At 69.8% G+C, this 12,727-nt stretch carries 8 protein-coding genes; 6 read left to right on the top strand and 2 right to left on the bottom strand.

The features are described from left to right. Nucleotides 1–58: 58 nt before the first annotated feature. Nucleotides 59–1,471 carry a S9 family peptidase gene (locus tag CFW40_RS00905; protein WP_088795914.1) on the bottom strand — a complete coding sequence of 471 codons (1,413 nt, stop codon included), beginning with the start codon at nucleotides 1,469–1,471 and terminating at the stop codon, nucleotides 59–61. 527 nt (nucleotides 1,472–1,998) lie between these two features. On the opposite strand from CFW40_RS00905, the gene CFW40_RS00900 reads away from it, so the two are divergent. From CFW40_RS00900 to CFW40_RS00885, 4 genes are all read left to right on the top strand, one after another. Next, nucleotides 1,999–2,979 carry an ABC transporter permease gene (locus CFW40_RS00900; protein WP_088795913.1) on the top strand — a complete coding sequence of 327 codons (981 nt, stop codon included), beginning with the start codon at nucleotides 1,999–2,001 and terminating at the stop codon, nucleotides 2,977–2,979. Between the two features lie 105 nt (nucleotides 2,980–3,084). Further along, nucleotides 3,085–4,149 carry an ABC transporter permease gene (locus CFW40_RS00895; protein ID WP_088795912.1) on the top strand — a complete coding sequence of 355 codons (1,065 nt, stop codon included), beginning with the start codon at nucleotides 3,085–3,087 and terminating at the stop codon, nucleotides 4,147–4,149. Between the two features lie 70 nt (nucleotides 4,150–4,219). After that, complete coding sequence (locus CFW40_RS00890; protein ID WP_088795911.1) at nucleotides 4,220–6,355, top strand: ABC transporter ATP-binding protein; 2,136 nt, start codon at nucleotides 4,220–4,222, stop codon at nucleotides 6,353–6,355. Nucleotides 6,356–6,446: 91 nt separating this feature from the next. Then, nucleotides 6,447–8,138: an ABC transporter family substrate-binding protein gene (locus CFW40_RS00885; protein ID WP_088795910.1), complete on the top strand. Its 1,692-nt coding sequence runs from the start codon at nucleotides 6,447–6,449 to the stop codon at nucleotides 8,136–8,138. 125 nt (nucleotides 8,139–8,263) lie between these two features. Here the strand turns inward: CFW40_RS00885 and CFW40_RS00880 are convergent, their stop codons facing one another. After that, a complete protein-coding gene (locus tag CFW40_RS00880; protein WP_088795909.1) occupies nucleotides 8,264–9,469 on the bottom strand; it encodes a cytochrome P450 in 1,206 nt (401 codons plus the stop codon). A gap of 348 nt (nucleotides 9,470–9,817) precedes the next feature. On the opposite strand from CFW40_RS00880, the gene CFW40_RS00875 reads away from it, so the two are divergent. Both CFW40_RS00875 and CFW40_RS00870 read left to right on the top strand, forming a co-directional pair. Beyond that, nucleotides 9,818–10,519, top strand: coding sequence for a class I SAM-dependent methyltransferase (locus CFW40_RS00875; RefSeq protein WP_088795908.1), 702 nt, complete (start codon nucleotides 9,818–9,820; stop codon nucleotides 10,517–10,519). 49 nt (nucleotides 10,520–10,568) lie between these two features. Further along, a complete protein-coding gene (locus CFW40_RS00870; RefSeq protein ID WP_256331669.1) occupies nucleotides 10,569–12,530 on the top strand; it encodes a SpoIIE family protein phosphatase in 1,962 nt (653 codons plus the stop codon). The last annotated feature ends 197 nt before the right edge of the window (nucleotides 12,531–12,727 follow it).

Raw genomic sequence — 12,727 nt, 5'->3', positions numbered from 1 at the left:
GGTGCGCCGCGCCAGGTGGAAGCCGTTCCGGCCCGGCCGGGGGAGGCCGCCGCGGAAGTCAGCTGCCGGTCAGTTTCTCCTGAAGCCAGTCGAAGACGACCTCGCAGTGCTGCTGCGGGGCCATCGGGGAGCAGTGCAACTGCGCGCCGGTGGCCGCGGTGAGCTTTACGTAGTCCTTGGGAGCCCTGAGTTTGTCGAACATCTGGCGCGGCTGTCCCGGGTAGAACTGCTCGAATTCGTAGTCGAGCACCAGCGTGGGCATCGTGATCCGGCCGACGACGTCCGTGATGTCCAGCGACTTGATGAGGGTGGCAGGGGTGTAGAAGTCGGTGAACATCTTGCCCTTGCGGGCCGCGAGCATCGCCGGCACGGAGAACGGCTCGAAGCGCTTCTTCATCGTGGCGGCCGCGGACGGCGGCAGGTCCGGGACGACCTCGTTGTTCCAGATGGCGTTGGTCTTCTTCTTGTCCGGGGTGAGAACTTCCCGGATCTCCGGAGGAAAGCCCAGCCAGGGCGTGAGCACACCGGGCATCGCCACCAGCGCGGCGATCCGGTGCTCGAAGGCCGCGGCCCGGGGGGCCAGATTGCCGGCCATGCTCAGCCCGGTCAGGGCGATCTTGCCGCTGTCCACGTCCGAGCGGGCGGACAGCCAGTCGACGAGCGGGGTGACGACCCTCTCCCAGCGTGGCGTGAAGACCACCTGGTCGACGAAGAGCAACTGGCCCTGTCCGGGACCGTCGTACACCAGGGCGTTCCAGTCGCGCTGAAGGGCGGCCTGGACGCCATAGGTCCACATGTCGACGTTCTGCCCGTCGCTGCCGTTGGTGAGGATCACGGTGGGGCGCCGCTTGCCGGAGCCGTCCGGCCGGAAGAACCACACGGGCAGCGGGGTCTTCTTGTACGGGACGCGGGCCGTCACCGGCGCCGGGTCGCACCGCCGGCAGAACGCGTCCCAGGCGTCGCGCCCCGCCTGGTACAGCTGCTCCTCGCTGCCGGGGGTGTGGGAACCGAGGACGAAGAAGAGCCCCTGGCCGTAGTACTGCGCGGCCCGCAGGTCCCGGAACCGTGTGGTCTGCGCCCCGGGCTCGCTGTCCTGAGGCGGTTCCCTCAGCTGATCGCCGAGCTTCCTGAAGGTCTCGGTGTACGTCTGCGCGGAGAGGCCGGCCTTGTTGATGGTGTTCACGGCGGTCAGTACCTCGCCCACCTCACCGGCCCCGTAGCCGGCCGCGCCGAGCGCAAGGAGCCCGTTGAAGTTGAAGCCGGGGTCCTTGAAGAGCGTCATCACACCGGGCGTGGGATCGCTCGCCGAGGCGTAGGCCCGTGCTGTGCGTCGGGTCTCGGGCGCCGTCGCGGGCGAGGTGTCCGAGGTGCTGCACCCGGAGGCCAGTACGGCCCCGGCCCCACCGACGAGCCCGGCGAGCGCGGTGCGGCGGGTGGGGCCGGATGTGTGATCAGCCGATACGTACGTCATGCCGACCGAACGTACGAGCCGCGCGGACCGGTCTCCCTCTGCGACACCCGCCCTTCCCCCGAACGGCACTTCCCTCGACGACGCGTACGCCGACCTCACCCGCATGCGCCATCTGCTGCACGGCGAGGGTGTCGAGACCACTGCGGCGATCACACCACTGGACGGGACACCCCTCACCCACTTCGGACGCCCCGTCAGCCCGGGCGTCCCCCGATACCCCCTCCGGCGTAAAGTCTTCGTCAACTCCCGTGGTGCCGTATCACGTTCACGCGGTGTCCGACTATCGGGTTTCGCTACGCGGGAGAGCGGTGCACGCCTGGGATTCGAAAGCTCTGCTCCATGATGGCCATCGATTGTCGTGGTAGTAGCCGCAATACCCTTGACTGGCGGGGTAGTTGGCGTTACCGGTCCGTAAACATCTTGTGATCGACAAATGTGTCGATGGCAAGAAGGATGTGCTCGATCCGCACCGATCCCCACTTCAGCTGCACATGGCTGATTCGGTGCGCACGAGGAGAGACATCACCATGGGCCGATATTTGCTGCGCCGATTGGCGAACTACCTGGTCCTGGTCGTCGTCGCCGCGTCCCTGACGTACTTTATGGCCGGGCTCAGCCTCAACCCGCGCGCCAAGTTCGAGGGGCGCAACCCGCCGCTGCCCGAGTCGTCCATCACCAAGACACTCGACGACTACAACATGAACCCGGACACCCCGATCCTGTCCCGGTTCGGACACTGGGCGGAGGGCGTCGTCCACGGCGACCTCGGCAAGACCATCGAAGGTGACGACGTCAACGACGACTTCGGCCGCCGGGTGGGCGTCTCCACCCGGCTCCTGCTGATCGCCACCCTCATCGGTTCCCTCGGCGGTGTCGCGCTCGGCGCGTTCGGCGCCATCCGCCAGTACCGCCTCTTCGACCGGTTCACCACCCTCGCCTCGTTCTTCGTGCTGGCCATGCCGGTGTTCGTGATCGGCGTCGCGCTCAAGATCGGCGCCACCGCGCTCAACGACGGCACGCAGACCATCAAGGTCCTCGGCGAGTACGACCCGCAGTACGCGGGGCAGTGGAACCTCGACGCCCTCGTCAACCGGGCCCAGCACATGCTGCTCCCGGCGCTGACCCTGATCATCCTTCAGGTGGCGCTCTACAGCCGCTACCAGCGCTCCACCATGCTCGACGTCCTCGGCAGCGACTTCCTGCGCACCGCCAGGGCCAAGGGGCTGCGCCGGCGCAAGGCCCTGGTCAAGCACGGCCTGCGGACCGCGATCCTGCCCGTCGTGCCCTTGCTGGTCTACAACATCGTGCTGCTCTTCACCGGAGCGACCTTCACCGAGAAGACCTTCGGCTGGCACGGCATGGGCGAACTCCTCGTCGACTCGATCAACAAACAGGACGTCAACTCCGTCGCCACCGTCGGGCTGTTCACGGCCGTCCTGGTGCTGATCGCCGGCGTGCTGTCCGATCTGCTGTACGCGGCGCTCGATCCGCGCGTACGGGTCCGCTGATCCCCCAGCTACCGCTGGGAGGTGCCCCCACCCCCAGCCGCCGCTGGGAGGCGCATCCGTCGCCGACCGGCCCCCCACCCCCACCGCCCCTCAGGAGAGCGCGCGATGAGCGTCCAGCTGCCCCCCGCGACCGAACCGGCTCCCGGCCCCGTCCCGCCCGGTGAAGCCGAAGGCCGTCCTACCAAGGCCCGTACCTCACGACTGCGGCTGACGGTGCGCCGCTTCGCCCGGAACCGACTGGCACTGCTCGGCCTGGCGCTGCTGGTGCTGCTGTTCGCCGGCGCCTACGGCGGCCCGTTCCTCACCAAGTGGGACTACCAGCAGCACGACTTCATGAACTTCCTCTCCAGCCCCTCCGGGGACCACTGGTGGGGCACCACCCAAGGCGGCGTCGACCTCTTCTCGCTGACCATGCGCGGTCTGCAGAAGTCGCTGATCATCGGCCTCCTGGTCGGTCTCATCTCCACCTTCCTCTCCGCCACCGTCGGCGCCTTCGCCGCGTACTTCGGCGGCTGGACCGACCGGGTGCTGATGTGGATCGTCGACCTGCTGCTGGTGATGCCCTCGTTCCTGATCATCGCCGTGCTGTCGCCCGCGTTCCGCGGCGCCACCTGGCTGGTCTTCGTCTTCCTGCTCGGCGCCTTCAGCTGGATGGTCACCGGGCGGGTCGTACGCTCCATGACCTTCACGCTCAAGGACCGCGAATTCGTCAAGGCCGCCAAGTACATGGGCGTCCCCGCGCCCGTCATCATCTTCCGGCACATCCTGCCCAGCATGGCCTCGATGCTGATCATCGACGTCGTCATCCAGGTCGGCGCCGCGGTCATCGGCGAGAGCAGCCTGTCGTACTTCGGGTTCGGCGTGCAGGCGCCCGATGTCTCCCTCGGCACGGTCATCGCCGACAACACCACCAACGCCTCCACCTACCCGTGGCTGTTCTTCTTCCCGGCCGGCTGCCTGGTGCTGATCGGCGTCTCCATCTCCTTCATCGGCGACGGACTGCGTGACGCGCTCGACCCCAACGCGTCCGGCGCGAAGGCGCGTTCGCCCCGCAAGAAGAAGCAGCCGCGACCGTCCGTGGCCAAGGTGGTCCCGGCGCAGGCGACGGCGGCCGGCACCCGGCCCGACGAGCCCGAGCAGTCCGCCGGCAGCCGGGGCGCCGCCTCGTGAAGCGCGCCGTACACCCCCAGCACCATCACCAGCACCCCGCGCACCGCGCGCCCCAGGAAGGACCCCGACGGTGACCGAGACCAGGCCGTCCCAGCCCACCGAGGCCCTTGACGCGGCGCAGCCCGTCCTCGCCGTCAGCGATCTGACGGTCTCCTTCCCGAGCGAGGCGGGCGAGGTGCAGGCCGTACGCGGCGTCTCCTACGCGGTGCGCCCCGGGGAAGTACTCGGCATCGTCGGCGAGTCCGGCTCCGGCAAGTCCGTCTCCTCCATGGCCGTACTCGGGCTGCTCCCCGAGAGCGCCGAGGTCGCCGGCTCCGTCAAGCTCGCCGGCCGTGAACTGCTCGGCCTCGGCGACGCCGCCCTCTCGAAGATCCGCGGCAAGGACATCGGGATGGTCTTCCAGGACCCGCTGTCCGCGCTGACCCCCGTCTACTCCGTCGGCGACCAGATCATCGAGGCTCTTCAGGTCCACCAGTCCCTGGACAGGAAGGTCGCCCGCAAACGCGCGATCGACCTCCTCGACGTGGTCGGCATCCCCGACTCCAAGCGCCGGGTGGACGCCTTCCCCCACGAGTTCTCCGGCGGGATGCGCCAGCGCGCGATGATCGCCATGGCCATTGCCAACGACCCCAAGGTCATCATTGCCGACGAGCCCACCACCGCCCTCGATGTGACCATTCAGGCGCAGGTCCTGGAAGTGCTCAAGACCGCCCAGGAAGTCACCGGCGCCGCCATCGTCATGATCACCCACGACCTCGGCGTCATCGCCGGCTTCGCCGACCGGGTGCAGGTCATGTACGCGGGCAAGCCGGTCGAAGCCGGTCCGGTGGACGCGGTCTACTACGGGCCGCGGATGCCGTACACCATCGGCCTGCTCGGCTCCATCCCTCGGCTGGACGAGGCCCGCGCGGAGGGCACCGCACGCCGCGCGCTCACCCCCATCGAGGGCAACCCGCCCAAGATGGTCGACCTGGCGCCCGGCTGCCCCTTCGCCCCGCGCTGCCCCATCGCGATCGACCGCTGCCACACGGTGGAACCGGAGCTGACCCTCGCCGAGGGCTCCGACCACCCCACCGCCTGCCACCGCGCCCACGAGATCGGCGCGGGTCTCGACCGCGACGCCGTCTACCCGGTGCCGGTCCTCCCGGAAGCCGGCACGATCGAGCGGCTGCCGCGCGAGGAGCGTCCCACCGTTCTCGCCCTCGACGGACTCGTCAAGCACTTCCCGCTCACCAAGGGCGCGATCGTCAAGCGCACGGTCGGCACCGTACGGGCCGTCGACGGCATCAGCCTGGACATCCGCGAGGGCGAAACGCTGGGCCTGGTCGGCGAGTCCGGCTGCGGCAAGACCACCACCCTGCTGGAGATCCTTGACCTGCCCAGCGGCCAGGCGGGCACCGTCACCGTCTTCGGCAAGGACATCCGCGGCCTCAGCCGGGCGGACCGCAAGGGACTCCGCCGTGATATGCAGATCGTCTTCCAGGACCCGATGGCGGCGCTCGACGCCCGGATGCCGATCGGCGACATCCTCGCCGAGCCGCTGAAGACCCACGGCTGGGACAAGGACCGCATCGCCGCCCGTATCCCCGAACTCCTCGACATGGTCGGCCTGGAGGCCGAGCACGCCGACCGCTACCCGCAGGAGTTCTCCGGCGGTCAGCGCCAGCGCATCTCCATCGCCCGCGCGCTCGCCCTGGAACCCAAGCTGGTCATCCTCGACGAGCCGGTGTCCGCCCTCGATGTGTCCATCCAGGCGGGTGTCCTCAACCTCCTCGACGAGCTCAAGACCCGCCTCGGGCTCAGCTACCTCTTCGTCGCCCACGACCTGTCCGTCGTCCGGCACATCGCCGACCGCATCGCGGTGATGTACCTCGGCCGGATCGTGGAGCTCGGCGCGGCCGACGACGTCTTCGCCGCGCCCTCCCATCCCTACACCCAGGCCCTGCTGTCCGCGGTGCCGCTGCCCGACCCGCGCAAGGAGCGGGAACGCAGCCGCATCCTGCTCAAAGGCGATCTGCCCAGCCCCGCGGACGTGCCGGCCGGCTGCCGGTTCGCGGGCCGCTGCCCGAAGTACGCCGGGCTCGACGAGAGCGAGCAGGCGCGCTGCCGGGACGAGGACCCGGCCACCGCCGTCCTCGGCACGGACCACACGGCGGCCTGCCATTACGCGGCGCCGCTCGATGTCGTCGAGCCCGCGGCAGAGTGATACGCCGCCCACCCGACGGTTGCGCACCGCATCGCTCCGCACCCGCACATCCATAGCCGGCACGTTTTCGACAGCTCAGGAAGAGGCATCCGTGAAGGTCTCCCGATATCCCCTCGCGCTCGTCGCGACCCTCGCCGTGTCGTCGCTGGCACTGACCGCCTGCGGCGGCTCGGACGACGACGCGGAGCAGAAGGCTCCGGAGGGAACGACCGCCGTCAACATCAAGGCCACCGACCCCGCGAAGCTCAAGCAGGGCGGCACGATGAACTGGGCCATCCAGACGTTCGCCACCCAGTGGAACGTGGTCGAGATCGACGGACTGCAGGCCGGCCCCACCGAGGTGATGAAGGCCCTCATGCCGAGCCTTTGGCACTCGGGCGCGCACGCCGAGCAGACGCCGAACAAGGCGTTCCTGCTGGACGCGGACTCCAAGACGGTCAAGGGCAAGCAGGTGGTCACCTGGCATCTGAACCCCAAGGCCAAGTGGTCCGACGGCACGCCGATCACCTGGAAGGACATCGCCGCCAACACCCGTGCCCTGGACGGTCACGACAAGGCGTTCAAGGTGACCTCCACCGTCGGCTTCGACCAGGTGGCGGACGTCAAGAAGGGCAAGGACGACTACGAGGCCGTCATGACCTTCGACAAGCCGTTCGCGGACTGGAAGGGCATGTTCAACGCGGCGGCCAACCAGCCGCTGTATCCGGCGAAGTACGTCTCCGACCCGGAGAGCTTCAACACCGCCTACGTCAACAAGATCCCGGTCACCGGCAACGCCTTCAAGGTGGGCACCATCGACAAGTCCGCCAAGACGGTCACGGTGGTGGCCGATCCGAAGTGGTGGGGCGACAAGCCCAAGCTGGACAAGATCGTGTTCCACGCGATGGACCAGGGGTCGATGCCCGGCGCCTTCGCCAACGGCGAGGTCGACTACTTCGACGTCGGCGGCGACTCCTCCGCCTACAAGCAGGTCTCCAAGGTGTCGGCCGGCGAAATCCGCGAGGCGGGCGGCCCCAACTACCGTCAGCTCACCTTCAACGGCAAGAGCGCCAAGCTGAAGGACCCGAAGGTCCGCCAGGCTCTCTTCAAGGCCACCGACCGCGCCACGATCGCCAAGTCGGACCTCAAGGGCCTGGGCTGGAAGCCCTCCACCTTGGACAACCACCTCCTGATCGCCAACCAGAAGGGGTATCAGGACAACGCGGGCGAGCTCGGAAAGTACGACCCGCAGGCGGCCGGAAAGCTGCTCGACGAGGCCGGCTGGAAGCTCAGCGGCAAGACCCGCAAGAAGGACGGCCAGGAGCTGTCCCTGCGGTTCGTCATCCCGTCCGGCACCCCCGCGGCCACCAACGAGGGGTCGATGCTGTCCCAGATGTACCGGCAGGTCGGCGTGAAGCTGCAGGTCCAGACGGTGCCGAGCAACGACTTCTTCGACAAGTACATCACCCCGGGCGACTTCGACGTCACGCCCTACACCCTGCTCGGCACACCGTTCGCCGCGAGCGGTTCCACCAACGTCTACACCGCCAACGGCGGCAACAACTACTCCAAGGTCGGCAGCAAGAAGCTCGACGACCTCCTCAACTCCGCCAGCACCAACGCCGCCGACCCGGCCGGCGCGCTCAAGGCGACCAACCAGGCCGACGCCGAGGCCTGGCAGGTCGCCGGAGTCCTCCCGCTCTACCAGCGCCCCGACATCGCGGCGGTCAACAAGAAGCTCGCCAACATGGGCGCCCTCGGCATGACGGACCCGGTCTACGAGCACATCGGCTTTACCAAGTAGTCCGCTGAGCACCAGGCAGCCACACGCCGGTGGCCGTACCCGAACGCTTCGGGTACGGCCACCGGCGTTCGTGCCTCGCGGAGTTGACCGTCATGACCGCCAGGGCCGTCTGCCGGCCAGGCCCTTCACAACCAGCGCACAGGAAGACTCCGCGGACCACGGAGCAACGCGCCCAACCGCCAGGTGAGATCGGCCGGATGGGCGTCCAACGCCAGTTTCGGGCAGCGCTCCAGGAGCGTGCGCACCGCGATCCGCGCCTCCAGCCGGGCGAGCGGGGCTCCGAGACAGAAGTGGATGCCATGGCCGAAGGCCACATGGCCCCTGGCGTCGCGGGTGATGTCGAAGCGGCCGGGGTCGTCGAACCGCAGGGGGTCGCGTCCCGAGTCGGAGATCACGGGGAGTACCACCTCGCCGCCGCCGGGGATCACCGTGCCCGCGATCTCGGTCGGCTCGACGGTGAAACGGAACGTGGAGGTCTCCAGCGGGCCGTCATAGCGCAGCATCTCCTCGACCGCACCGTCGATGAGGGACGGATCGGCGCGCAGCAAGGCGAGCTGATCCGGGTGGGTGAGCAGGGCCAGGACCCCGTTGGAGATCAGATTGGCGGTGGTCTCGTAGCCGGCGATCAGCAACAACTGGGCCATGCCGAGGAGTTCGTCCCGGCTGAGCCGGTCGCCGTCCTCGTCGCTCACCGCGATCAGATCGGTCAGCAGATCGTCGCCGGGCCGGGCGCGCTTCGCCGCCACCAGGTCGTCGAGGTAGCCGGCCATGGCCGTCCGGGCTTCCCTGGTCCGCGGCGTCGCGGCACCGGACAGCAAGAGGTCGGTCCAGGTGCGGAAGGCCTCCCGCTCCAGGAACGGCACGCCCAGGAGCTCGCAGATGACGGTGACCGGGAGCGGGAAGGACAGCGCCTCGACGAGGTCGCCGCGGCCTTCGGGCAGGGCGAGCATCGCCGCCAGGAGCTCGTCGGTCATCTCCTGGACCCGTGGCGCGAGCGAGGCCACCCGGCGCGCGGTGAACGCACGGGCGACCAGTCCGCGGATGCGGGTGTGCTGCGGCGCGTTGGAGCGGAGCATCGACACCCCGATGGACACCGGCTGCAGCGACTGCGCGGACGGGGCGTGCCGCCAATCCTTCGACAGACGGGGGTCGCTGAGGGCCGCGCGCACCTCTTCGTAGCCGACCACCAGCCAGACGACCGTGCCCTCCGGGAGCCGTACGCGATGCACCGGCCCCCGTTCGCGCAGCCGCGCGTACACCTCGTACGGATGGCGGACGAAGTCTTCCCCTAACGCCGCCAGATCAAGGGTCTCCACCGGTTCCGCTGCCATCTGGCCTCCTGTTCCCGTGACCTGTGCCGCGGTGCATCTGGGTACGGGGGGAACTTTCCGTGACGGCAGCTCGGCAAACCGCCGGGCATCGCCGGTGCGGCCGTCGCGCCCGGCGGTGGCGCGGCCGGCAGCCGTGCGCCCCGCGACGGTCGGGCTGCCGGACGGACAGTCTGCCCTGGCCACAGCCTGCGCTGCGCCTGCGCTGCGCCTGCGCTGCGCCCGCGCTCCGTGCGCGCTCCATGCGCGCTCCGTGTGTGCCTCGGCGGCCCGGTGCGCAGGGGGCGGTGGCGGACGGACGGGGTGCATGATGGAGGTAATCGAATACACGCACGTGAAGAGGCGTCATTCGTGAGCGAAGGATTTCTGGAGACCGGTTACGGGAGCGATGAGGCCGCCCCTGAGGGCACCCGGCCCGACCGCGAGGGGCAGGCCGAGGCGTTTGACGCGATCGGCGACCGCTATGACGAGGCCTTCCCGTACAAGAAGGGGCAGCTCGCCGCCGCCGAGTGGCTGATCGCGACGCTGCCCGCCGGGTCCCGTGTGCTGGACCTGGGCTGTGGAACCGGCCTCCCGACCGCCCGGCAGCTGGTGGAGGCGGGCTTCGAGGTGGTCGGCGTCGACCTGTCCCGTGGGATGGTGGACCTCGCCCGGGAATATGTGCCCCGTGCAACGTTCCACCGTCTGGACATCGCCGACGTGGTGCCCGGCGGTCCCCACGACCTGGGACGTTTCCATGCCGTCGCGGCCTTCTTCTCCCTGCTGATGCTGCCGCGCACCGAGATCCCCCGAGCCCTGCGCACCATCCACGACCTGCTGGTTCCCGGTGGTCTGTTCACCCTCTCCATGGTGGAGGCCGATGTGGACTACTTCACGATCCCGTTCCTCGGCAACACCATCCGGGTGTCCGGCTACCTGCGGGACGACCTCCGCGCGGTCATCGAGGAGGCGGACTTCGAGATCGTCGACGAGTCCTCGTACACCTACGCCCCCGCGATCTCGGACGTGCCGCCCGAGGAGCAGCTGTTCCTCAACTGCTCACGACGCGGCTGAGGTCACCGCCCCGCGGTCCCTGACGCCCACCGGACGGACGAGACGAATAATGGAGCCCCGCACCCCCGACCACGGCCCCGGTCGGGTCCCCGCCGGGACCGAGGGCCGTGGTGCGTCCCAGGACCTGGCAGTGAACACCACGCCCGGCGAACCGGGCCCCGCTCCGCCGGTCCGGCCGCCTCCCGCAAGCGGACGCCCCGGCAGCGTGCCCCCGAAGAGCCAGGCCGCACCCGGCCGCGGCACCACCCGTCCGGATCCGGCCGCCGCCGAGCACCCCGTTGAGGGCGTCCGGGACGCGACCGAGCACGCCCCCGGGACGGCGACCGACCGGCTTCGCTACCTCGAAGCCGCCACGCGGCGGATCGCCCGGGGCCTCGGCCAGGACGAAACCCTCCGGGAACTGTGCCGGGCAGCGATCCCCACCTTCGCCGACGCGGTGCTCGTCCACCTGCGTGATCCCCTTCCGGCCGGGGAGCGGCAGCCGGGCGGCCCGCTCGCCCTGCGGCTGCACAGCATCGCTCAAGGGCCGGAGGGCCTGGTCACCGCCGCGCCTCCGGGCTCCGGCGACTTCGGCCGGCTCACGGTCACCGGCCGTTTCGCCGAGCTCCTGCTGGCCGGGCGTCCCGCGTTCGGCGACGCCCCGGAGATCGCCCCCGCGCTGACCGAGCTGCTGGAGCCGGTGGCGAGCGGGCCGGCGACACCGCCGCCGGGCCGACGGCTGATCGTCGCCCCCCTGTACGGCCGCCGGCACCTCATCGGAACCGTCGCCCTGCTGCGCGGCGCCGAACGGCTCGCCTTCACGGGCGACGACCTCCTCGTCGCCTCCCAGCTCGCCGCCCACACCGCCTCCGGCGTCGACAAAGCGGTGCTCCACGGGCACGAGGCCTCGCTCGCCGATGCGCTCCAGCTCACGATGCTGCCCTCCTCGCTCCCCGAGACCACGGGTGTCCGGCTGGCGAGCCGGTACCTGCCGGCCGCCGAGACCTCCCAGGTGGGCGGCGACTGGTACGACGCGATCCCGCTGCCCGGCAACCGCGTCGCGCTGGTCGTCGGCGACGTCATGGGCCACTCGATGACCTCCGCCGCGATCATGGGGCAGCTGCGCACCACCGTGCAGACCCTCGCCGGGCTCGACCTGCCGCCGGAAGAAGTCCTGCACCACCTCGACGAGCAGGCCCAGCGCCTCGGCAGCGAGCACATGGCGACCTGCCTCTACACCATCTACGACCCCATATCGCAGCGGCTGCTGGTGGCCGACGCCGGCCATCTGCCCCCGGTACTGCTGCATCCCGACGGGTCGGCCGAAGTGCTGCGGATCCCGCCCGGCGCGCCGATCGGCGTGGGCGGTGTCCCCTTCGAATCCGTGGAGATGCCCGCACCCACGGGAGCGACCCTGCTCCTGTACACCGACGGCCTCGTGGAGTCCCGCGGCAGGGACGTCTGGACAGGAGTGGAGGCGCTGTGCGCCCGTCTGCAAGCCACCGCCGCCGTGGTCGCCTCCCCGCCACTGGAAATGCTCTGCGACACGGTGCTCACCATTCTGGACCACGGTGCCCGGGACGACGACGTCGCGCTGCTCGCCGCCCGGTTCGACGGTTTCCCGCCGCGCAATGTCGCCTACTGGTTCCTCAACCCCGAGCCGCAAACGGCCGGCCGGGCCCGGCAGCTGACCCGCAGAGTGCTGCACCGCTGGGGCCTGGACTCGCTGCTCGATACGACCGAACTCCTGGTCAGCGAGGTGGTGACGAACGCGGTGCGCTACGCCTCCCGGCCCATCGCCCTGCGGCTGCTGCGGACCGATGTGTTCCGCTGCGAAGTGGGCGACGATTCACCGCAGGTGCCCCGGATGCGGCGTGCCCAGGCGGGCGACGAGGGCGGACGCGGCCTGTTCCTGGTCGACCGGCTCGCGCAGCGCTGGGGGGCGACCCGGCTGAGCACGGGCAAGGTCGTCTGGTTCGAGCAGCCGATCCCAGAGGAGTACCGACCGAGGGGTCCCAAAGAAAAACGGTGACACGGCGTAACTCCGACCCGTGTTTCGGTGATGCCGCGCAGGGCACACGCTCTGCAGTCCCCGGCCGGCCCCCCGTCCGGCCGGGGACTCCCTCCGCCGCAGCTCCGCGGTGACGATGTGTCGGATGATCGGCCAGGTGTTCCACCGGCGCATTCCGGCCGCTGCGTCGCGCGCCCGGCCGGTGGGAGGAATCTGCC

Source organism: Streptomyces sp. 2114.4 (assembly GCF_900187385.1).
In the GTDB taxonomy this organism is placed as follows: Bacteria; Actinomycetota; Actinomycetes; order Streptomycetales; family Streptomycetaceae; genus Streptomyces; species Streptomyces mooreae.
Note: the sequence above shows the minus strand (reverse complement) of the source record. Positions and strands in the feature narration are given on the sequence as shown.